This window comes from Streptomyces sp. x-19 (genome assembly GCF_046549115.1).
In the GTDB taxonomy this organism is placed as follows: domain Bacteria; phylum Actinomycetota; class Actinomycetes; order Streptomycetales; family Streptomycetaceae; genus Streptomyces; species Streptomyces albulus_C.
Window position 1 is genome coordinate 105,776 of sequence record NZ_JAJPWK010000001.1, and the last position, 20,283, is coordinate 126,058.

Here is a 20,283-nt window from a genome sequence, read left to right on the forward strand (position 1 = left end):
GGTGCCGACACCACTGCCGGCGCAGACACCAGTACCGACACCACTGCCGACGCGGACACCAGCGCCGCCACCGGGAACACCACCCCGCTCCACCGCGTTGTGGCCCCGCAGGGGGCGCCGACGACCCCTACGGGATCCGTTCGGCCCACCCCTACGGGGCCACACGCGTGCGGGGGCGTGCGCCGAGGCGTCTCAGGACGGCCTCAGGGCGCCGCAGTCCTACGGGGTCTCCCGCGGGGCGATGCCCAGCGCCGTGGTCGCGGTCGGATTGACCAGCAGAACGAGGACGACCAGCGCCGCCACCGCCAGCGCGGCGCCGGCGGCGATCAGTGCGCCGCCGCCCTTGACCAGCGTCCAGGCGACCGGCAGCGCCACGATCTGGGTGATCAGCGAGGGTCCCCGGCTCCACCGGCGGCGCAGCCACAGTCCGCGCGCGGCGACCAACGGCAGCACCGCCAGCGCCAGGATCGTCACCCCGCCCATCTCCGCCTGCTGCGGGCTGTCCGGCGTCCCGACCAGGCCGTCGATCAGCATGTACGCGCCGAGGGCGGCCAGGGCCAGGCCCTCGACGGCGGTGAGCGCCGCGGCGGCGCTGAGCCGGGCGGGCCGGGGCCCCTTGGGCTCGGACGCCGCGGGGGTGCCGGCGGCTCGCTTCGGGGACTGCTTCTGCTGACTGGTCACCCCAGCAGGGTAGCGCCGGGTCACCGCCGGTCCGGGCCTGCCCGCAGCATGGGCAGGGGCGGAGCAGGTACCGGCAGGTAGGTACGCTGCTGCATATGCGCGCACTTCTCGTGGTCAATCCCGCAGCTACCACCACGAGTGCCCGTACCCGTGAGGTGCTCACCCACGCACTGGCCAGCGACCTCAAGCTGGAGGTCGCCGAGACGCGGTACCGCGGCCACGCTCGCGACCTGGCCCGGGAGGCCGCCGAGGGCGGCCAGATGGACCTGGTGGTGGCGCTCGGCGGGGACGGCACGGTCAACGAGGTCGTCAACGGCCTCCTGTCGACCGGCCCCGACCCGGACTCGCACCCCCGGCTCGCCGTGGTCCCCGGCGGCTCCACCAACGTCTTCGCCCGCGCCCTGGGGTTGCCCAACGACGTCGTCGAGGCCACCGGTGCCCTGCTGGACGCGCTGCGCGACCGCACCGAGCGCACCGTGGGACTGGGCCTGGCCTCGGGCACGCCGGGCAGCCCGGACGAGGGGGTGCCGGCCCGCTGGTTCACCTTCTGCGCCGGCTTCGGCTTCGACGCGGGCGTGGTGGGCCGGGTCGAGCAGCAGCGCGAGCGCGGCAAGCGCTCCACCCACGCCCTGTACGTGCGACAGGTCGTGCGTCAGTTCCTCGGCGAGGCCAACCGCCGTCGGGGCACCATCACGCTCGAACGACCGGGCGACGCACCGGGCACCACCGAGGTCACCGAGAACCTCGCGATGTCCATAATCTGCAACACCGCCCCGTGGTCCTACCTGGGCAACCGTCCGATCTACCCCTCCCCCGAGGCGTCGTTCGACACCGCGCTGGACCTCTTCGCGCTGGACAAGTTCTCGATGCCGGCGGTGACCCGCTACGCCTCCCAGCTCCTCGCCTCCACGCCGGACCGCGGCCCACGGGGCAAGCACGTCCTCTCACTCCACGACCTCACCGACTTCACCTTGCATTCGCAGGTCCCCCTGCCGTTTCAGATGGACGGTGACCACCTCGGACTGCGCACGAGTGTGACGTTCACAGGCGTACGTCGTGCACTGCGTGTGATTGTGTGAGCAGTAGGGCCTAAAGTCCTTTCACTCGAACGTTTAGACTGGCCTCCACCCCCTGGAATGACGGCTGTGAGCTAGGCGACACCAAGGAATCAAAAAAAAGTTTCCGGAAGGGGTTGTATCCGTCGCCGAGGTTTGCGAGTCTCTTCATGGCGATCGGGACGGCCGCTTTACCGGCCCCCTTGAGAGCCCGAATCCTCCTCCTCATTCCACAGGACCGCACCAGTCCTTGACTGGCTTTCGGCCCTTCCCTTGTGGAGGGATTCGTGAAAGCGTTCACATTCACAAGCAACGTTCCCGTCACACGAGGAGATGGAGCAGCCATGGACTGGCGTCACCGCGCCGTTTGCCGCGAAGAAGACCCCGAGCTCTTCTTCCCCATCGGCAACACCGGTCCCGCGCTGCTGCAGATCGAGGAAGCCAAGGCCGTCTGCCGCCGCTGCCCCGTCATGGAGCAGTGCCTGCAGTGGGCGCTCGAGTCCGGCCAGGACTCGGGCGTCTGGGGTGGTCTGAGCGAGGACGAGCGCCGCGCGATGAAGCGCCGTGCAGCTCGCAACCGGGCGCGCAACGCCAGCGCCTGAGCCAACCGCCCCGTGGCCCCCGAGCCGCAGCGCGCAGTACCTTCGATGCCCGCCCGGAGCTCACACCCGGTCGTTATCGCATCGCAATAGCTTTGAGCCCCGGACCGCACATCGGTCCGGGGCTTGTTGCTGCGCCCGGGCCGCGGCCGGGGTGCGGGTTTCCCGCTCGCGCCCGCCCCGCGGCCCCGTTCCCCGCCCGCTAGTGCTGCTTCTCGGCGCGCACCGGAAGGTCGAGGAGCACCTGGGTGCCGCCCTCGGGCCGGCGGACCATGTCGAACGTTCCGCCCAACTCCCCCTCCACCAAGGTCCGTACGATCTGCAGCCCCAGGTTTCCGGTGCGGTGCGGATCGAACCCCCCGGGCAGGCCGCGGCCGTTGTCCTGGACGGTGACCAGCAGGCGGGGTTCGGTGCGGCTGCCGCCGCGCACCGCGGTGACCTCGACGGTGCCGTGCTGCTCCTGGTCGAAGGCGTGCTCCAGGGCGTTCTGGACCACCTCCGTCAGCACCATCGACAGCGGGGTGGCCACCTCGGCGTCCAGGATGCCGAAGCGTCCGGTGCGGCGGGTGGTCACCTTGCCCGGGGCGATCTCCGCGACCATGGCCAGCACCCGGTCGGCGATCTCGTCGAATTCCACCCGTTCGTCGAGCGTCTGGGAGAGCGTCTCGTGCACGATCGCGATCGAACCGACCCTGCGTACGGCCTCGTTGAGCGCCTCGCGGCCCTGCTCGGATTCCATCCGGCGGGACTGCAGCCGCAGCAGGGCGGCGACCGTCTGGAGATTGTTCTTCACCCGGTGGTGGATTTCCCGGATGGTGGCGTCTTTGGTGATCAGTTCCCGTTCGCGGCGTCGCAGTTCGGTCACGTCGCGCAACAGGACCAGTGAACCGATATGCGTTCCTTTGGGCTTGAGCGGAATGGCGCGCAATTGGATCACGCCCTCGTCGCCCTCGACCTCGAATTCCCGCGGGGCCCAGCCGCTGGCCAGTTTGACCAGCGCTTCGTCCACCGGGCCGCGGGCCGGGGCCAGTTCGGCGGTGGCCTGGCCGAGGTGGTGGCCGACGAGGTCGGCGGCGAGGCCGAGCCGGTGGTAGGCGGAGAGCGCGTTGGGGCTGGCGTACTGGACGACGCCGTCGGCGTCGAGCCGGATCAGTCCGTCGCCGGCGCGCGGCGAGGCGTCCATGTCGACCTGCTGACCAGGGAAGGGAAACGTTCCGGCAGCGATCATCTGGGCCAGGTCGGAGGCGCTCTGGAGGTAGGTCAACTCCAGCCGGCTGGGGGTCCGCACGGTGAGCAGGTTGGTGTTCCTGGCGATCACTCCGAGGACCCGGCCCTCGCGGCGGACCGGGATCGACTCGACCCGCACCGGCACCTCCTCGCGCCACTCCGGGTCGCCCTCGCGCACGATGCGGCCCTCGTCCAGAGCGGAGTCCAGCATCGGCCGGCGGCCACGGGGCACGAGATGGCCGACCATGTCGTCCTGGTAGGAGGTCGGTCCGGTGTTGGGCCGCATCTGGGCGACCGACACGTACCGGGTGCCGTCGAGAGTGGGCACCCACAGCACGAGGTCGGCGAAAGAGAGGTCCGAGAGCAGTTGCCACTCCGAGACCAACAGGTGTAGCCACTCCAGGTCGGAGTCGCTCAGAGCGGTGTGCTGGCGTACGAGATCGTTCATCGAGGGCACACCTGGGAGCCTACCGGCGTACGGTATGTGTTGTGCCTGCACGGCCATGGACACGGCAGAATGGTCTAGTCCAGAATGTGCGGTGCGACACCCCGGGGGAAACCCCGGACCGTTGAAGCCTCCGCCCTCCCCGCACAGGAGGGCGGATCGAGGCCCACGGCGCTCTCTGCCCTGACTGCGCCCGGGCCTCCGATCGACCGGTCCCAGGACGGGACCGCGTCCCCAACCGCACAGGGGGCGCGCCCCGCCCGTACTACGGGGCCGGCCGATGTCAGCTCCGGGCTGCGGTGCCGGACAGGTTGAGGGTCCTGTCCCGGCGCCGCGGCCCGCGGGTGTTTTCGGGGCCGGTGTCAGGCCCGCTCCCCCTCGGACGGCCCTGCCGCGTGCGGCCGTTCCGCGCGCGCCTCCGCCGCGCCCGGCCATGCGTTCATCGCCAGGGCGGCGACCGCTTCCAGGGTCGTGCGGTCCGTGCCGTCGCGCGCGGACTGCGACATCCCGGCGACGATCGCGCTCACGTACGCGGCCAGTGCCGACGCGTCCGTGTCGGCGGGGAGCTCGCCGGTGGCGACGTCCGCCCGGATCGCGCGCTCGATCTCGCGGAGGTTCGACTGCCGCTTGTGCCGCAGGGAGTCGGCGACCTCGGCGGAGGCGGGGGCGGTGTTCAGCGCGGCGCTGATGACCATGCACCCGCGCGGGCGGTCCGGGACGGTGTATTCGGTCGCGGCCTCGCGCAGGGCCCGCTCGACGCCGCGGCGAGCGGTGGGCTCCTCGGCGAGCGCGCGGGTGATGAAGCCGCCGTAGAGCTGCCCGTAGACGGCGATCGCCTCGTCGAACAGCGCCCGCTTGTCGCCGAAGGCGGCGTAGAGGCTGGGGGCGCTGATGCCCATCTCGCGGGTGAGGTCCGAGATGGACGTGGATTCGTAGCCGTGCTCCCAGAAGGAGCGGACCGCCTTCTCCAGTGCCGTGTCCCGGTCGAACGACCGGGGTCGGCCGCGCTGCTTGGTCTCCTTGGCCACCATGGAGTGAATTCTATAGCGGTCGATAAGAAACGCGTGCTACGGTTTTTGTGTAGCGAGCACTACAGAAAGTGCTCGCGCGGACGACCGGACGTCCGTGCGCGGAAGCGCACGGACGCACAGAAGAAGGGGAGGGGTCACGATGGGTGCTCTGAGCGGCAGGACGGCACTGGTGACGGGCGGCGGCCGGGGGATCGGCCGGGCCATCTCGGAGCGACTGGGGCGCGACGGCGCCCGGGTCGGCGTGCACTACGCCAGCGACGAGGCGGCGGCGAAGGAGACGGTCGCGGCGATCGAGGCGGCGGGTGGCGAGGCGTTCACGCTGCGCGCCGGACTCGGGGAGCCGGGCGACGCCGAGGCACTGTGGACCGCGTTCGACGCACACGCCGACGGACTGGACATCCTGATCAACAACGCGGGGATCAACAAGACGCTGGACGGCGCCCTGCGCCCGTTCGGCGAGATGACGCGCGGCGACGTCGAGCACCTCTTCGCGGTCAACTCCACCGCACCGTTCTTCGTGATCCAGCAGGGGCTGTCCCGCCTGCGGGACGGCGGACGGATCGTCAACGTCTCCACGCGGCTGACGCAGGGCGCCGCGCGGTCCGATCTGATCGCCTATGCGATGTCCAAGGGCCCCGTCGACGTACTGACCCGCTCGCTGGCGAAGGAGCTCGGCCCGCGCGGCATCACGGTCAACGCGGTGGCACCGGGCGCGGTCGACACCGACATGAACGCCGGCTGGCTGCGCGGCGAGACGAACGCCGAGGCCCGCGCCGCGACCGGCGCACTCTCTCCGCTGGGGCGGGTGGCCGGACCCACCGAGATCAGCGACATCGTGGGGTTCCTCGCCTCGGACGACAGTCGCTGGGTGACGGGCCAGTGGATAGACGCCACGGGCGGCGCCCTGCTCTGACGACCCCGCACCCCGCCTCGCCATCCCGCCGCCGCGCCCCGTCCGCCCCCGCGACTGCGGTCACCACGGCGACGGGGAACGGTCAGGAAAACGTGCCCTTGCGTTCAGCGACGCCACGGGGTCAGGGACGGCCTTCTCTGTTAGATTGGTCTATACCACATAGCCCATTCTCCAGAACGGCAGGCCAAGCGTGGAAGTTGTCATCGTCCCGGACGCCGCGGCAGGCGGCGCGCTCATCGCGGAGGCCATCGCCACCCTGGTGCGCCGCAAGCCCGAGGCGCTGCTCGGCGTGGCCACCGGCTCGACCCCGTTGCCCATCTACGAGGCGCTGGCGGCGAAGGTCCGCGCCGGTGCGGTGGACGCCTCGCGCGCGCGGATCTGCCAGCTCGACGAGTACGTGGGCCTGCCCGCCGGGCACCCGGAGTCGTACCGCTCGGTGGTGCTGCGCGAGGTGGTGGAGCCGCTGGGGCTCGACGAGAGCGCGTTCATGGGACCGGACGGCACGGCAGAGGACGTGCAGGCCGCCTGCACGGCGTACGACGAGGCACTGCGCGAGGCCGGCGGGGTGGACCTCCAGTTGCTCGGCATCGGCACCGACGGGCACATCGGCTTCAACGAGCCCTGCTCGTCGCTGGCTTCCCGCACCCGCATCAAGACGCTGACCCGGCAGACCCGGGAGGACAACGCCCGCTTCTTCGACAGCCCGGAAGAGGTTCCGCACCACGTCATCACCCAGGGCATCGGCACCATCCTGGAGGCGCGCCACCTGGTGCTGCTGGCCACGGGCGAGGGCAAGGCGGACGCGGTGGCGCAGGCCGTCGAGGGTCCGGTCGCCGCGCTGGTCCCGGCCTCGGCGCTCCAGATGCACCCGCACGCCACGGTCGTCGTCGACGAAGCCGCGGCGTCCAAGCTGAAGTTGGCCGACTACTTCCGGGCGACCTACGCCGCCAAGCCGGCGTGGCAGGGGCTCTGACGGCACCGACCGACGGCCTGAGGGCCCGTGCCGGTGCCGGCCCCTGAGGGGCGGGCGCCGACGCGGGCCCTCGGCGCGTTGGGGGCGGGACGGGGGCAACTCCGTGCCGGGGAGCTGTCCGTCGGGGGCGGTGCCCCGTCAGGGCCCGTACCCGTGCCCGGTCAGGGGCGGTGCCCGGTGAGGGCCTCCGCGGCGGCCTGGCTGCAGACGCGGGCGGCGCCGTGGGTGGCGAGGTGAGGGGTGCCCTGGGGCGGGGCCTGGGGGACGCCCATCTCGACGACGGCGGTGCGGGGGCGGGCGACCAGCAGGGCGTGCAGGGCGTCGGCCATCCACGGGTGGCGGTGCAGGTCGCGGACGACGGCGACGACGGGGCGGTCGCCGGCGGCGGCGAGCAGGGTGTCGACGAGGGCGCGGGTCCCGGCCGCGGCGTCCTCGGTCGTGTAGGCGGCGGTCTCGGTGCCGGGGAGAAGCCGGGAGAGTTCGGCGGCGATGCCCCAGGGGGTTTCGTCACCGACGGCGATGTTGGCGAGGGGGGTGAAGGCGGCCACGTAGGCGGGGCGGGTCAGCGGCTCGTGCGGGGTGGTGGAGGTCAGGCGGACGGCCCGGCGGGCGGCGGTCAGGCCGATCCCGGGCGCGGGCGCGGTCCCCTCCCCCGCGCCCGCGTCCCGGGTCCAGTGCGCCAGGGTGCGGACCCGCGCCGCGGCGTCGGCCAGCCGCTCCTCCGGCAGTTCGCCGTCCCGGACCGCGCGCACCAGGGCGTCGCGCAGTCGCAGCACGGTGTCCTCGTCGGCCAGTCCGCCGCCGACGCAGATCGCGTCGGCCCCGGCGGCGAGCGCCAGGACGCTGCCGTGTTCGATGCCGTAGGCGGCGGCGATGGCCCGCATCTCGATGCCGTCGGTGACGATCAGTCCGTCGAAGCCGAGGCCGCCCTCGGTGGCGGGGGCGCGCAGCAGCCCGTGCAGCGCGGCGGGGCTGAGCGTGGCGGGCCGCTCGGCGTCGAGGGCGGGCAGCAGGATGTGGGCGCTCATCACCGCGCGGGTGCCGGCGGCCACCGCGGCGCGGAACGGCACCAGTTCGCGTTCCCGGAGGGTCGTCAGGTCGGCGGTGATGCGCGGGAGGTCGTGGTGGGAGTCGGTGTCGGTGTCGCCGTGGCCGGGGAAGTGCTTGGTGCAGGCGGCGACGCCGGCGGACTGCAGTCCCCGGACGTAGGCGGCGGTGTGACGGGCCACGAGTGCGGGATCGGCGCCGAAGGAGCGGACGCCGATGACGGGGTTGGCGGGGTTGGAGTTGACGTCGGCGGAGGGGGCCCAGTTGACGTTGATGCCGCAGTCGGCGAGGCGGCGGCCGAGTTCGCGGGCGACGGCCCGGGTCAGGTCGGGGTCGTCGACGGCGCCCAGGGCGAGGTTGCCGGGGAAGGAGGAACCGCCGCGCACTTCGAGGCGGGTGACGTCGCCGCCCTCCTCGTCGATGGCGACCAGCAGGTCCCGGCGTACGTCGCGCAACCGGCCGGTGAGGGCGGCGAGTTGTTCGGCGTCGTGCACGTTGCGGCCGAAGAGGGCGACGGTCGTCAGGCCCTCGTCCAGGCGGCGCAGCACCCAGTCGGGGGCGGTGGTGCCCGTGAAGCCGGGCTGGAGGACGGCGAGCGCGTCCCGGGTGAGGGTGTCGGCGGAGCGACTGACGGTGGCCATGGGCTATCCCTTCACTGCGCCGGAGGTGAGACCGCCGACCGCCTTGCGCTGCAGGAACAGGAAGAGGATCAGGATCGGGAGGGCGAAGAGCGACGCGGCGGCCATGGTGGCGCCCCAGTCGTCGCCGAACTGGGTCTGGAACTGCGAGAGCCACAGCGGCAGGGTGCCGGCGCCGGGCTCCTTGTTGAGGACCAGCACCAGCGGGAACTCGTTCCAGGCGGTGATGAAGCCGAAGAGGGAGGTGGCCATCAGGCCGGGGGCCAGCAGGGGCAGGACGACCTTGACGAACGCCTGCCGGCGCGAGCAGCCGTCGACCATCGCGGACTCCTCCAACTCCTTGGGCACCGCGGCGACGTAGCCGCGCAGCGTCAGCAGGGTGAAGGGGAGCACCATCAGCATGTAGAAGAAGGTGAGCGGCAGCAGGCTGTTGAGCAGGTCCGCGTCCCGGACGATCATGTAGATCGAGATCACCATGACCTCCCAGGGCGCCATCTGGGCGACCATGAAGGTCAGCAGGATGCCCCGGCGGCCCTTGAACCGCATCCGGGCGATGGCGAACGAACCGCACAGCCCGATCACCAGCGACAGCCCGACGGCGACCACGGTCACCACGACGGAGTTCCCGGCCAGGCGCCAGAAGTTCGGCGCGTCCACGGCCGTCACGAAGTGCGAGACGGTGCCGTGGAACGGGAACCACACCGGGTCCTCGCTGAGGATGTCCTGGGTCGGCTTGAAGGCCGTGGCGAACATCCAGTACACGGGGAAGACGAACAGCAGCGCGAGGACGGCGGCGGTCGCGTTGGGCCAGATCCGGCCGGCGAGTGAGCGCTTCACAGCGCGTCCTCCTCTTGCTTGAGGGTCAGGCGCAGGTAGTACGCGGTGAGGGCGAGCAGCACGACGATGGTCAGGACGGAGATGGCGGCGCCCATGCCGAAGTGCAGGTTGCCGACGCCCTCGGTGAAGGCGTAGATCGGCAGCGTCTCGGTGAGCCGGTCCGGGCCGCCCTGGTTGATCGCGAAGATCTGCGGGAACGCCTTGAAGACCCAGATGACTTCGAGGAACGTCGTGGCCATGAAGAAGGGGCGCAGGAAGGGGAAGGTGACGGAGGTGAAGATCTTCCAGGTGCCGGCGCCGTCCATCCGGGCCGCTTCGTAGAGCTCCTTGGGGATGGTCGTGGTGGCCGCGTAGAGGTTGAGGGCCACGAAGGGCAGCGACTGCCAGACGATCAGAACGGTGATCACGAAGAAGGTGGACAGCTGCGTGCCGACCCAGTCGTAGTGGGCCATGGCGTGCCAACCGAGGTGGTCCAGGAACCAGTTGACGACGCCGTAGCGGGAGTCGAAGAGCCACTGGAAGACGGTGGTGGCAGCGATCGACGGCATCGCCCAGGCCAGTACCAGCGCCACCGACAGCACCAGGCGCATCTTCGTGCCGAGCCGGGCCAGCAGCAGTCCGAGCAGGGTGCCCAGCACCATGATCAGCACGACGTTGACGGCGGTGAAGACGATGGTGCGGCCGGTGACCCGCCAGAACTGCTCGCTGCCCAGGACCTCCTGGTAGTTGCCCAGGCCCCGCCAGTCGGTGAGGTGCTGGATCAACTCCTTCATGTTGAGGTTCTGGAAGGAGAGCACCAGGTTGCGGACGAGGGGCCAGCCCAGGAAGACCGCGGTGGCGAGCAGGGCCGGGAGCAGCAGGAGGTAGGGGGCGCTCCGTCGTCCGCCGGGGCCGCTCCGGGCGGGCGGCGCGCCGCCCTTGCCGGTCCGCGGCGTGGTCCTCCCCGCCGCTTCGTCGAGCTGCACTGCCATGAGCGTGTGGTCCCCTCGTTCCCGTGGATGCGCCGGGTGGTGCGGTGGAGGCGGCCGCCGGCACCGCGGGGTGCCGGCCCGGCGCGGTGACGGCGGCCGCGGTCGCTGCTCCGGGCGTACGGGCCGGGTCCCGCAGGGCCGCCCGGCCGGTACGCCTCCGGTGACCGGCTACTCCTTGGCGAGCCGGGCGTTGATCTCGGACTCGATGTCCTTGGCGGCGTCGGTCGGGGCCTTACCGTTCAGGACCGCGGTCATGTAGTTCTTGATCGGGTTCGGCACGTTCTCCACCGCGGCCCACTGGGGGATCAGCGGGGTGGTGCCGCCCGCCTTCTCGGCGGCGGGGGCGGCGGCCGCGGCGGCCGGGTTGTCCTTGGCGGCGCCGGCCAGGGCCGGGGACTTGGGCGTCCAGCCGGATTCCTTGACCATCTGGGCGTCGTTGTCCTTGGAGAGCGCGACCTTCAGGAATTCCTTGGCGAGTTCCTGGTTCTTGCTCATTCCGGCGACCGCGAAGTTGGAGCCTCCGAGGAAGACGCCCTCGGGCTTGGCGGCGGTCTCCCCCGGAATGGTGAAGAATCCGATGTCTTCCTTGATCTTCGGATTGGCCTTGACGGCGGTCGCGGCCTCGTAGCCCATGGCGATGAGGGCGCCGGTCTTCCCCTTGGCGAAGATTTCGGCCTGCTGCGGAGTGGCCTCGTCCTTGTTCTTGGGGGCGCTGCTGAACGCCATGTACTGCTTGTAGATGTCCATCGCCTTGGCGACCTTGGGGTCAGCGAAATTGGACACCCATTTGTCGCCTTCCTTCTTCACCAGTTGTGCACCGGTGCCGATGGTGAGGCCGTCGAGGAAGTACCAGTTCTGGCCGGGCAGGTAGAGCGGATCGGCTTCGGTCTTCTGCTTGATGGTGTCGAAGTCGTGGAAGAGTTCGGCGCGCGTGGTGGGGAGCTTGGTGATCCCGGCCTGGGCCCAGATCTTCTTGTTGTACATCACCACGCGGTTGCCGGCGAACCACGGCAGGGCGTACTGCTTCCCGTCCGCCATCGCGGCCTTGTTGAAGGCGTCGTTCCAGTCGGCGCCGATCTCCTTCTTCAGGTCGCCGAGGTCGACCAGGGCACCGGCCTTGGCGTAGGCGGCGGTCTGGGTGTTGCCGATCTCGACGACGTCCGGCGGAGTGTCCTCCGAGAGGGCGGTGCTCAGCTTCTGCTGAATGCCGTTCCACTGCTGGACCTTGAATTCGACCGTGGCGCCGGTCTTCTTCTTGAATTGGTCGGAGACCTGCTTGGTCCATTGCGCCGGATTGGAGCCGGACATCACCCATACGGTCAGCTTCTGGCCCTTGAAGCCATCGGCGCCCGCATTGCTCTTGCCGCTCGACCCACAGGCAGCGACACTCACCAGCATTCCCGCGACCGCGGTCGCCGCTATGAGCCCACGCTTCATCGCGCTCTCCCCCTCAAGGACGGGTGTGGCTTTAATGGTTTAGACCAGTTCCCGCAGCTTGGCCTAGACCTTTAGGGGTGTCAAGGGTGTATAAGAGTCGCTGTCAGGTCCGTTACCGGACCGACATCTGGCGGGCCCAGGCCCGCGTGGGCGCATGGGCACCCCGTCCGTGCCACGATGTGAGCCGCTACGTACGGAGGAGCCGGTGACGGCAGCACGACAGGCATCGGAAAGGCGGGTCATGGACACCGAGGCGGGCAGCGCCGAGAGCGGCGGCAGTGGCGCGCGGACCGCCCGGGTGCCCAAGTACTACCGGCTCAAGCGGCATTTGCTGGAGATCACCGAAACCCTGCCGCCGGGCACCCCGGTGCCGCCCGAGCGCACCCTCGCCGCGGAGTTCGACACCTCCCGCACCACCGTCCGCCAGGCCCTCCAGGAACTCGTCGTCGAGGGCCGCCTGGAGCGCATCCAGGGCAAGGGCACCTTCGTCGCCAAACCCAAGGTCTCCCAGGCGCTGCAACTGACCTCCTACACCGAGGACATGCGGGCCCAGGGCCTGGAACCCACCTCCCAGCTGCTGGACATCGGCTACGTCACCGCCGACGACCGGCTCGCCGGGCTGCTGGACATCACCCCCGGCGGCCGGGTGCTGCGCATCGAGCGGCTGCGGCTGGCCAGCGGCGAGCCGATGGCCATCGAGACCACCCACCTTTCGGCCAAGCGGTTCCCGGCGCTGCGCCGCAACCTCGTCAAGTACACCTCCCTGTACACCGCGCTGGCCGAGGTCTACGACGTCCGGCTGGCGGAGGCCGAGGAGACCATCGAGACCTCGCTGGCCACCCCGCGCGAGGCCGGCCTGCTGGGCACCGACGTCGGCCTGCCGATGCTGATGCTCTCCCGGCACTCCCTGGACGCCCAGGGCCAGCCGGTCGAATGGGTGCGCTCGGTCTACCGCGGCGACCGCTACAAGTTCGTCGCGCGCCTCCAGCGCCCGACCGACTGACGTCCCCGCCCGGAGCCGACCGACCGTACGGATTCCGAACGGCACGCCGCCCGACCGCCGCCGCGCGCCACGGAATCCGGTCCCTCCCGGTGTCCGCCCAACTCCCGTGCGGTAACCGCCGCATACCGATATGCGGACAGCTAGTGACGCGTGCCACGACCCTGCCTTAGATTTCCAGCCGGTTGCACAGGAGTTCACGAGGGACGGGAGCCACGGTCATGGCCGAGAAAGCCGCACCACCGGACCGCAGACCGGTCGTCACCCCCACACGGGTAGTGGCCGGATTGTGCCTGATCGCCCCGTTCATCGCGATGCTGTGGGTGAGTTCGTACGCCAGGATCGAGCCGACGCTGATCGGGATCCCGTTCTTCTACTGGTACCAGATGGCGTGGGTGCTGATCTCGACGGTGCTGACGTCCGTGGCCTACAAGCTGGTCCAGCGTGAGCAGCGGGCCCGCAAGGACGGTGCGGCATGACGACGACTCCCTTGACCACGACGCTCGCCGCCGCCCCCCAGGGCGTCAACGGCGTGGCGCTCGCCGTCTTCGTCTTCTTCTTCCTGGCCGTCACGGTCATGGGCTTCCTGGCGGCGCGCTGGCGCAAGGCCGAGCAGTCCGCCAACCTCGACGAATGGGGCCTGGGCGGCCGCAGCTTCGGCACCTGGGTGACGTGGTTCCTGCTCGGCGGCGACCTCTACACCGCCTACACGTTCGTGGCCGTACCGGCGGCGATCTACACGGCGGGCGCGGCCGGCTTCTTCGCCGTCCCGTACACCATCCTGGTCTACCCGCTGATCTTCACCTTCCTGCCCCGACTGTGGTCGGTCTCGCACCGGCACGGGTACGTCACCACCTCCGACTTCGTCCGCGGCCGCTTCGGCTCCAAGGGCCTGTCGCTGGCGGTGGCCCTCACCGGCCTGCTCGCCACGATGCCGTACATCGCGCTCCAACTGGTCGGCATCCAGGCCGTCCTGGACGTGCTGGGCGTCGGCGGCGGTGCGGACGCCAACTGGTTCGTCAAGGACCTGCCGCTGCTGATCGCGTTCGCCGTACTGGCCGCGTACACCTACTCGTCCGGGCTGCGGGCGCCGGCGCTGATCGCGTTCGTCAAGGACGGACTGATCTACCTGGTCATCGTGGTGGCGATCATCTACATCCCGATCAAGCTCGGCGGCTTCGGCGAGATCTTCCACGCGGCCAAGGACTCACTCGCCGTGCACGGGCCGACCGGCAAACCGCGCGGTGAACTGGCCAGCGGCCCCAACGCGCAGTGGGCGTACGCCACGCTCGCGCTCGGCTCGGCGCTGGCGCTGTTCATGTACCCGCACTCGATCACCGCGACGCTCTCCTCGCGCAGCCGCAACGTCATCCGCCGCAACACCACGATCCTGCCGCTCTACTCCCTGATGCTGGGCCTCCTGGCGCTGCTCGGCTTCATGGCGATCAAGGCCGGCACGGACACCCGGGGCAATGCCCAGTTGGCGATCCCGCAGCTCTTCGAGGACATGTTCCCCAGCTGGTTCGCGGGCGTGGCGTTCGCCGCGATCGGCATCGGCGCACTGGTGCCCGCGGCGATCATGTCGATCGCCGCCGCCAACCTCTTCACCCGGAACGTCTACAAGGACTTCCTCAAGCCCGACGCCACTCCCGAGCAGGAGCACAAGGTCGCCAAGCTGGTCTCCCTCCTGGTGAAGGTCGGCGCACTGGCCTTCGTCCTCACCATGGACAAGACCGTCGCGATCAACTTCCAGCTGCTGGGCGGCATTTGGATCCTGCAGACCATGCCGGCCCTGGTCGGCGGGCTCTTCACCCGCTGGTTCCACCGCTGGGCGCTGCTGGCCGGCTGGGCGGTCGGCATGGTCTACGGCACCCTCGCCGCCTACGGGGTGGCCAGCCCGACCCAGAAGCACTTCGGCGGCTCCAACGCCCAGATCCCCGGCATCGGCGAGATCGGCTACATCGGCCTCACCGCCTTCGTCCTGAACGTCGTGGTGACGGTCGTCCTGACCTTCGTCCTGAAGGCCCTCAAGGCCCCCGAGGGCACCGACGAGACCTCTCCCGGGGACTACACCGCGGACGTCGGCGACGCGGGCGTCACCGCCGACCTGCCGCCGGCGACGGCGGGGGCACCGGCGGGGCACTGAGCGCCGTCAACTACGGCGGAGGGCCGTGGCGTTCCCTCGGAACGGCACGGCCCTCCGCCATGTGCGCCGCGGCGGCCGCGCAGGATCAGCTCACCCAGTCCTTGAGCGCCTCGGTATCGAGGGTGATGCCCACGGGGTCCGGGAGATGGAGCGGCTTGCCGTACGGCACGGTGTGGACGTCCTCGTAGCGGCCGCCGCCGGGCTCGCTGCAGAGCGTCACCTCGCAGGCTTCGCGGTCGACCAACAGGTAGAGCGGGATGCCGGTTTCGGCGTAGGCCCTGGGCATCTCCACCCGGTCGCGCTTTTCGGTGTCGGAGTCGTGGGAGGTCACCTCGACGACCATCAGCACGGGCTCGGGATCCGCCCATTCGCCCTGGCCGACGAAGGCGTCACTAGGCACGAGCGAACCATCCGGCCGGGCACGACCCCCTCGGTAGGGCTGCACCTTCAAGCCCTGGTTGGGGTAGAGCCAGAGTTCAGGCCGGTACTGCATGCAGATGCGCGTCAGCCACTGGATGATCCGACCGCGGTCCCCGTCCGGCACGGCCTTGCTCCAGATTTTCCCGTCGATGATTTCCAGCCGCGCCCCTTCCTCCGACCGGTCGATTATCCGAGCTGCCTCTTCGAAGTAATCGGTGAGCGTGCGGTGCGGCCGGTCGCCGAACGCGGCCATGGAGCCTCCTCCTTCTTCCGCTGGACGGATCAGAGAACGTCACTCCGACGATAGTCGGCCCCACCGACAGTCACGTGATGACGACCGTGCGTCATCTCGCCCCCGCCGGCGAGCAGTCGCCGGCACACTGCCTCCATGGACATCACCATCAGGCCCATACGGCAGGCGGAGTTCGAAACGGTCGGCGACCTGGTGGCCGAGGTGTACCTGGCCGACGGGCTGTTGAACGGCGGGGCGGGCGATCCGTACGGGACGGTGCTGCGGAACGTGGCGCACCGGGCGGAGCACGCCGAGGTGCTGGTGGCCGTGGGCGGGGCGGACGGGGCGCTGTTGGGGGCGGTGACGTTCGCGCCGCACGGGAGCCCGTACGCGGAGTTGGCCGGGCCCGGGGAGGCCGAGTTCCGGATGCTGGCGGTGCGGGCCGCGGGGCGCGGGCACGGCGTCGGGGCGGCGCTGGTGCGGGCGTGCCTGGCGCGGGCCCGGGAGTCGGGGCTGCGCGCCATGGTGCTGTCGAGCCAGCCGCACCTGCTGCCGGCGCACCGCCTGTACCGCCGGCTGGGCTTCGCGCGGGCGGCGGAACGGGACTGGGTTCCGATCCCCGGGGTGACGCTGTGGGCGTTCGCCCGCGAGCTGGTCTGAGGGGGCGTCGGCGGCCGTCGCGACGGCGTTCCGGCCGCGCCGAAGCGGCGCCCGGGCGGTCCGGCCTCCCGCATACCTGCGGGAATGGTACGCGGGAGCGACACAAGATGTGGGGGTGCATGCGGGGAGCGACACAAGATGTATGCTCTTCCTCGCTGTCGCCGCAGGGGAATCCGGTGCGAATCCGGGACTGTCCCGCAACGGTGTGAGAGCGCGTTCCGCGGCCCGTTCGCAAGGGTCCGGCGGTGCGCTCCCGAGTCCGAGGACCTGCCGACGGCACGTCCGCACCGCCATCGGTGCGGCGTCGATACGTCCGGGCCCCGAGGGATGGGCCGATGGACGCCGCGCGGCCGACCCGCGCACCTCCGGCTCGCCGTGAGGTGCCGCCCTGCCCGCACGGCTGCCGTCGCACCGCCGTCCCTCCCGGCCCCCGCCGAGTGAGGGAGAGCATCAGGTGACCATCGCGCCAACGGAGCCCGCGTCAGACGCCGAGGTCGTGCAGTCCGTGGTGGCCGCACCTCCCGCGCACCAGGACGGACCGGGCGTCGCCCTGCTGCGGACGCTGACCGAGCTGACCGCCGACCTGACCGCGACCGACCCCGGCAAGGTGGCCGCCGCCGCGCTGCGCGGCCGGCACCCCGGCTCCGACGAGGCGGAACTGCGCGCGCTGGCGACCGAGGCCGCGGCCGGGCTGATCGCCGACGAGCCGCAGTACTCCCGGCTCGCGGCGCGCCTGCTCACCCTCGCCATCGCCGAGGAGGCCGCCGGCCAGGGCACCACCTCCTTCGCGGCCTCGATCGAGGTCGGCCACCGGGAGGGCCTGATCGCGGACGTCACCGCGGAGTTCGTCCGCGGCCACGCGGCGCAGCTGGACGCGCTGGTGGACGGGGCCCTGGCGTCCGGCGCCGACGACCGGTTCGGGTACTTCGGGCTGCGCACCCTGCAGTCGCGCTACCTGCTGCGGCACCCCACCACCCGCAAGGTGATCGAGACGCCCCAGCACTTCCTGCTGCGGGTGGCCTGCGGTCTCGCCGAGGACGACTCCGCGCGGGCGCTGGCGGACGTCGCCGAGCTGTACCGGCTGACCAGCACGCTGTCCTACCTGCCGTCCTCCCCCACGCTCTTCAACTCCGGCACCCGGCACCCGCAGATGTCCTCCTGCTACCTGCTGGACTCCCCGCTGGACGAGCTGGACTCCATCTACGACCGCTACCACCAGGTGGCCCGGCTCTCCAAGCACGCCGGCGGGATCGGTCTGTCGTACTCCCGGATCCGCGCCCGCGGTTCGCTGATCCGCGGCACCAACGGGCACTCCAACGGCATCGTGCCGTTCCTGCGCACGCTCGACGCGTCGGTGGCCGCGGTCAACCAGGGCGGCCGCCGCAAGGGCGCGGCCTGCGTCTACCTGGAGACCTGGCACGCGGACATCGAGGAGTTCCTGGAGCTGCGGGACAACACCGGCGAGGAGGCCCGCCGGACCCACAACCTCAACATCGCGCACTGGATCCCGGACGAGTTCATGCGCCGGGTGGAGGCGGACGCCGACTGGTCGCTGTTCTCCCCGGCCGACGTGCCGGAGCTCGTCGACCTGTGGGGCGAGGAGTTCGACGTCGCCTACCGGGCGGCGGAGGCCGCGGGCAAGGCCCTCAAGCAGGTGCCGGCCCGGGTGCTGTACTCCCGGATGATGCGCACCCTGGCGCAGACCGGCAACGGCTGGATGACGTTCAAGGACGCCGCCAACCGCACCGCCAACCAGACCGCGGAGCCCGGCCGGGTCGTGCACTCCTCCAACCTGTGCACGGAGATCCTGGAGGTCACCGACGACGGCGAGACCGCGGTCTGCAACCTGGGGTCGGTCAACCTCGCCGCGCACCTGCGCCAGGACGCCGGCGACGGGGCGGAGGCGATGGACTGGGAGCGGCTGGACGCCACCGTCCGCACCGCCGTGACCTTCCTCGACCGGGTCGTGGACATCAACTTCTACCCGACCGAGCAGGCCGCCGCCTCCAACTCCCGTTGGCGGCCGGTGGGTCTGGGCCTGATGGGCCTGCAGGACGTCTTCTTCCGGCTGCGGCTGCCGTTCGACTCGGCCGAGGCCCGGGAGCTGTCCACCCGCATCTCCGAGCGGATCATGCTGGCCGCCTACGAGGCGTCCGCCGACCTCGCCGAGCGGCACGGCCCGCACGCGACCTGGTCCGCGACCCGCACCGCCCGCGGCGTGCTGCACCCCGACCACTACCCGAACGCCGAACCGCGCTGGGCGGACCGTTGGGCGGCGCTGCGCGCCCGGATCGCCACGACCGGCATGCGCAACTCGCTGCTGCTGGCCATCGCGCCGACCGCCACCATCGCGTCCATCGCCGGCGTCTACGAGTGCATCGAGCCGCAGGTCTCCAACCTCTTCAAGCGCGAGACGCTGTCCGGCGAGTTCCTCCAGGTCAACACGTACCTGATCGAGGAGCTCAAGGAGTTGGGCCTGTGGGACGCGCGGACCCGGGACGCGCTCCGGGAGGCCAACGGCTCCGTCGCGGAGCTGGCCTGGATCCCCGCGGACGTCCGGCACCGCTACCGCACCGCCTGGGAGATCCCCCAGCGCGCCCTGATCGACATGGCCGCGGACCGCACGCCGTTCCTGGACCAGAGCCAGTCGCTCAACCTCTTCATGGCGTCGCCGACCATCGGCAAGCTCAGCTCGATGTACGCGTACGCCTGGAAGCGCGGCATCAAGACCACGTACTACCTGCGCTCCCGGCCGGCGACCCGGATCGCCCAGTCGGCCCGCGCCGCGTCCCTCCCCGCCCAGCTCCCGGTGAGCGACCCCGACGCGGTCGCCTGCTCCCTGGAGAACCCCGAGTCCTGCGAGGCCTGCCAGTAATGTCCACCGCACCCGAGAAGACCACGAACGCCGCAGCCGCCCACACCGCCACCGCCGGCGGCCGGAAGAACCTCCTGGACCCGGGCTTCGAGCTGACCCTGCGGCCCATGCGCTACCCGGACTTCTACGACCGCTACCGGGACGCGATCAAGAACACCTGGACCGTCGAGGAGGTCGACCTCCACTCCGACGTCGCCGACCTCGCCAAGCTCTCCCCGGGTGAGCAGCACCTGATCGGCCGACTGGTGGCGTTCTTCGCCACCGGCGACTCGATCGTCGCCAACAACCTGGTGCTGACGCTGTACAAGCACATCAACTCCCCCGAGGCGCGGCTCTACCTGAGCCGTCAGCTCTTCGAGGAGGCCGTGCACGTCCAGTTCTACCTGACGCTGCTGGACACCTACCTGCCCGATCCGGACGACCGGGCCGCCGCGTTCGCCGCGGTGGAGAACATCCCGTCCATCCGCGAGAAGGCGGAGTTCTGCTTCCGGTGGATGGACCACGTCGAGAAGCTCGACCAGTTGGAGAGCAAGGCCGACCGCCGCCGCTTCCTGCTGAACCTCATCTGCTTCGCGGCCTGCATCGAGGGCCTGTTCTTCTACGGCGCGTTCGCGTACGTGTACTGGTTCCGGTCGCGCGGCCTGCTGCACGGCCTGGCCACCGGCACCAACTGGGTCTTCCGCGACGAGTCGATGCACATGGAGTTCGCCTTCTCCGTGGTGGACACCGTCCGCGAGGAGGAGCCCGACCTCTTCGACGACTCGCTCCAGCAGCAGGTCACCGACATGCTGACGGAGGCCGTGGAGGCCGAGCTGCAGTTCGCCCGCGACCTGTGCGGCGAGGGCCTGCCGGGGATGAACACCGCGTCGATGCGCGAGTACCTCCAGTGCGTCGCCGACCAGCGGCTGCGCCGGCTGGGCTTCCCCGCCGTCTTCGGCTCGGAGAACCCCTTCTCCTTCATGGAGCTGCAGAACGTCCAGGAGCTGACCAACTTCTTCGAGCGGCGCGCCTCGGCCTACCAGGTCGCCGTCGAGGGCTCGGTCTCCTTCGACGACGACTTCTGATCCCGACCGGCTGAAGCCGTGCCCCGGCCACC

General features: G+C 70.7%; 18 protein-coding genes and 1 riboswitch. Of the genes, 10 read left to right on the forward strand and 8 right to left on the reverse strand.

Annotated features, from left to right (window positions below; all coding sequences use genetic code 11):
* Window positions 1–219: 219 nt before the first annotated feature.
* A complete protein-coding gene (locus ACLJT4_RS00495) occupies window positions 220–681 on the reverse strand; it encodes a hypothetical protein (protein ID WP_016570329.1) in 462 nt (153 codons plus the stop codon).
* A 95-nt stretch (window positions 682–776) separates the two neighbouring features.
* Here ACLJT4_RS00495 and ACLJT4_RS00500 point away from each other — a divergent pair, with 95 nt between their 5' ends.
* Window positions 777–1,760 carry a diacylglycerol/lipid kinase family protein gene (locus tag ACLJT4_RS00500; protein ID WP_411120473.1) on the forward strand — a complete coding sequence of 328 codons (984 nt, stop codon included), beginning with the start codon at window positions 777–779 and terminating at the stop codon, window positions 1,758–1,760.
* A gap of 320 nt (window positions 1,761–2,080) precedes the next feature.
* A complete protein-coding gene (locus ACLJT4_RS00505) occupies window positions 2,081–2,338 on the forward strand; it encodes a WhiB family transcriptional regulator (RefSeq protein WP_003983230.1) in 258 nt (85 codons plus the stop codon).
* A 199-nt stretch (window positions 2,339–2,537) separates the two neighbouring features.
* Here the strand turns inward: ACLJT4_RS00505 and ACLJT4_RS00510 are convergent, their stop codons facing one another.
* Both ACLJT4_RS00510 and ACLJT4_RS00515 read right to left on the reverse strand, forming a co-directional pair.
* Window positions 2,538–4,010 (reverse strand): sensor histidine kinase, encoded by a 1,473-nt coding sequence (locus ACLJT4_RS00510; RefSeq protein ID WP_411120474.1) that lies wholly within the window; start codon window positions 4,008–4,010, stop codon window positions 2,538–2,540.
* A 359-nt stretch (window positions 4,011–4,369) separates the two neighbouring features.
* Entirely contained in the window at window positions 4,370–5,038 is a 669-nt protein-coding gene (locus ACLJT4_RS00515; RefSeq protein WP_411120475.1) for a TetR/AcrR family transcriptional regulator, read from the reverse strand.
* A 139-nt stretch (window positions 5,039–5,177) separates the two neighbouring features.
* Here ACLJT4_RS00515 and ACLJT4_RS00520 point away from each other — a divergent pair, with 139 nt between their 5' ends.
* Together ACLJT4_RS00520 and nagB are read left to right on the forward strand one after the other, a co-directional pair.
* On the forward strand, window positions 5,178–5,951 hold the full coding sequence (locus ACLJT4_RS00520; protein ID WP_411120476.1) for an SDR family oxidoreductase: 774 nt from the start codon (window positions 5,178–5,180) through the stop codon (window positions 5,949–5,951).
* Window positions 5,952–6,141: 190 nt separating this feature from the next.
* A complete protein-coding gene (gene nagB, locus ACLJT4_RS00525; RefSeq protein ID WP_411120477.1) occupies window positions 6,142–6,924 on the forward strand; it encodes a glucosamine-6-phosphate deaminase in 783 nt (260 codons plus the stop codon).
* A 161-nt stretch (window positions 6,925–7,085) separates the two neighbouring features.
* On the opposite strand, the gene ACLJT4_RS00530 is transcribed toward nagB, so the two are convergent.
* The 4 genes from ACLJT4_RS00530 to ACLJT4_RS00545 all read right to left on the reverse strand — a co-directional run bounded on the left by ACLJT4_RS00530 (window position 7,086) and on the right by ACLJT4_RS00545 (window position 11,854).
* Window positions 7,086–8,612 (reverse strand): glycoside hydrolase family 3 protein, encoded by a 1,527-nt coding sequence (locus tag ACLJT4_RS00530; protein WP_411120478.1) that lies wholly within the window; start codon window positions 8,610–8,612, stop codon window positions 7,086–7,088.
* Between the two features lie 3 nt (window positions 8,613–8,615).
* A complete protein-coding gene (locus ACLJT4_RS00535; protein ID WP_016573182.1) occupies window positions 8,616–9,446 on the reverse strand; it encodes a carbohydrate ABC transporter permease in 831 nt (276 codons plus the stop codon).
* Window positions 9,443–10,417: a carbohydrate ABC transporter permease gene (locus tag ACLJT4_RS00540; protein WP_411120479.1), complete on the reverse strand. Its 975-nt coding sequence runs from the start codon at window positions 10,415–10,417 to the stop codon at window positions 9,443–9,445. Before ACLJT4_RS00540 ends, ACLJT4_RS00535 begins: the two co-directional genes overlap by 4 nt.
* A 168-nt stretch (window positions 10,418–10,585) precedes the next feature.
* The gene (locus tag ACLJT4_RS00545) at window positions 10,586–11,854 is read right to left on the reverse strand and encodes an extracellular solute-binding protein (protein ID WP_411120480.1); all 1,269 of its coding nucleotides are present in this window, start codon (window positions 11,852–11,854) and stop codon (window positions 10,586–10,588) included.
* Window positions 11,855–12,095: 241 nt separating this feature from the next.
* On the opposite strand from ACLJT4_RS00545, the gene ACLJT4_RS00550 reads away from it, so the two are divergent.
* The 3 genes from ACLJT4_RS00550 (at window position 12,096) to mctP (ending at window position 15,000) form a co-directional block, all read left to right on the forward strand.
* Window positions 12,096–12,857, forward strand: a complete 762-nt coding sequence (locus ACLJT4_RS00550) for a GntR family transcriptional regulator (RefSeq protein ID WP_411121052.1) — start codon at window positions 12,096–12,098, stop codon at window positions 12,855–12,857.
* A gap of 218 nt (window positions 12,858–13,075) precedes the next feature.
* Complete coding sequence (locus ACLJT4_RS00555) at window positions 13,076–13,333, forward strand: DUF3311 domain-containing protein (RefSeq protein WP_016573178.1); 258 nt, start codon at window positions 13,076–13,078, stop codon at window positions 13,331–13,333.
* Entirely contained in the window at window positions 13,330–15,000 is a 1,671-nt protein-coding gene (mctP, locus tag ACLJT4_RS00560) for a monocarboxylate uptake permease MctP (RefSeq protein WP_411120481.1), read from the forward strand. The genes ACLJT4_RS00555 and mctP overlap by 4 nt, the downstream gene beginning before the upstream one ends.
* 85 nt (window positions 15,001–15,085) lie before the next feature.
* Here mctP and ACLJT4_RS00565 read toward each other — a convergent pair whose 3' ends face one another.
* Window positions 15,086–15,673 carry a Uma2 family endonuclease gene (locus ACLJT4_RS00565; protein ID WP_411120482.1) on the reverse strand — a complete coding sequence of 196 codons (588 nt, stop codon included), beginning with the start codon at window positions 15,671–15,673 and terminating at the stop codon, window positions 15,086–15,088.
* A 135-nt stretch (window positions 15,674–15,808) separates the two neighbouring features.
* Here ACLJT4_RS00565 and ACLJT4_RS00570 point away from each other — a divergent pair, with 135 nt between their 5' ends.
* From ACLJT4_RS00570 to ACLJT4_RS00580, 3 genes are all read left to right on the forward strand, one after another.
* A complete protein-coding gene (locus tag ACLJT4_RS00570) occupies window positions 15,809–16,312 on the forward strand; it encodes a GNAT family N-acetyltransferase (RefSeq protein WP_411120483.1) in 504 nt (167 codons plus the stop codon).
* Window positions 16,313–16,479: 167 nt separating this feature from the next.
* Window positions 16,480–16,580: riboswitch (cobalamin riboswitch) on the forward strand.
* Window positions 16,581–16,766: 186 nt separating this feature from the next.
* Window positions 16,767–19,187, forward strand: coding sequence for a ribonucleoside-diphosphate reductase subunit alpha (locus ACLJT4_RS00575; protein ID WP_411120484.1), 2,421 nt, complete (start codon window positions 16,767–16,769; stop codon window positions 19,185–19,187).
* A complete protein-coding gene (locus ACLJT4_RS00580; RefSeq protein ID WP_411120485.1) occupies window positions 19,187–20,251 on the forward strand; it encodes a ribonucleotide-diphosphate reductase subunit beta in 1,065 nt (354 codons plus the stop codon). Before ACLJT4_RS00575 ends, ACLJT4_RS00580 begins: the two co-directional genes overlap by 1 nt.
* The last annotated feature ends 32 nt before the right edge of the window (window positions 20,252–20,283 follow it).

Bases quoted from the DNA above. Each gene is read 5' to 3' on its own strand.
- ACLJT4_RS00500 (WP_411120473.1), top strand. From the start codon at position 777: ATGCGCGCACTTCTCGTGGTCAATCCCGCAGCTACCACCACGAGTGCC.
- ACLJT4_RS00505 (WP_003983230.1), top strand. From the start codon at position 2,081: ATGGACTGGCGTCACCGCGCCGTTTGCCGCGAAGAAGACCCCGAGCTC.
- ACLJT4_RS00510 (WP_411120474.1), bottom strand. From the start codon at position 4,010: ATGAACGATCTCGTACGCCAGCACACCGCTCTGAGCGACTCCGACCTG.
- ACLJT4_RS00515 (WP_411120475.1), bottom strand. From the start codon at position 5,038: ATGGTGGCCAAGGAGACCAAGCAGCGCGGCCGACCCCGGTCGTTCGAC.
- ACLJT4_RS00520 (WP_411120476.1), top strand. From the start codon at position 5,178: ATGGGTGCTCTGAGCGGCAGGACGGCACTGGTGACGGGCGGCGGCCGG.
- ACLJT4_RS00530 (WP_411120478.1), bottom strand. From the start codon at position 8,612: ATGGCCACCGTCAGTCGCTCCGCCGACACCCTCACCCGGGACGCGCTC.
- ACLJT4_RS00540 (WP_411120479.1), bottom strand. From the start codon at position 10,417: ATGGCAGTGCAGCTCGACGAAGCGGCGGGGAGGACCACGCCGCGGACC.
- ACLJT4_RS00545 (WP_411120480.1), bottom strand. From the start codon at position 11,854: ATGAAGCGTGGGCTCATAGCGGCGACCGCGGTCGCGGGAATGCTGGTG.
- ACLJT4_RS00550 (WP_411121052.1), top strand. From the start codon at position 12,096: ATGGACACCGAGGCGGGCAGCGCCGAGAGCGGCGGCAGTGGCGCGCGG.
- ACLJT4_RS00555 (WP_016573178.1), top strand. From the start codon at position 13,076: ATGGCCGAGAAAGCCGCACCACCGGACCGCAGACCGGTCGTCACCCCC.
- mctP (WP_411120481.1), top strand. From the start codon at position 13,330: ATGACGACGACTCCCTTGACCACGACGCTCGCCGCCGCCCCCCAGGGC.
- ACLJT4_RS00565 (WP_411120482.1), bottom strand. From the start codon at position 15,673: ATGGCCGCGTTCGGCGACCGGCCGCACCGCACGCTCACCGATTACTTC.
- ACLJT4_RS00570 (WP_411120483.1), top strand. From the start codon at position 15,809: ATGGACATCACCATCAGGCCCATACGGCAGGCGGAGTTCGAAACGGTC.
- ACLJT4_RS00580 (WP_411120485.1), top strand. From the start codon at position 19,187: ATGTCCACCGCACCCGAGAAGACCACGAACGCCGCAGCCGCCCACACC.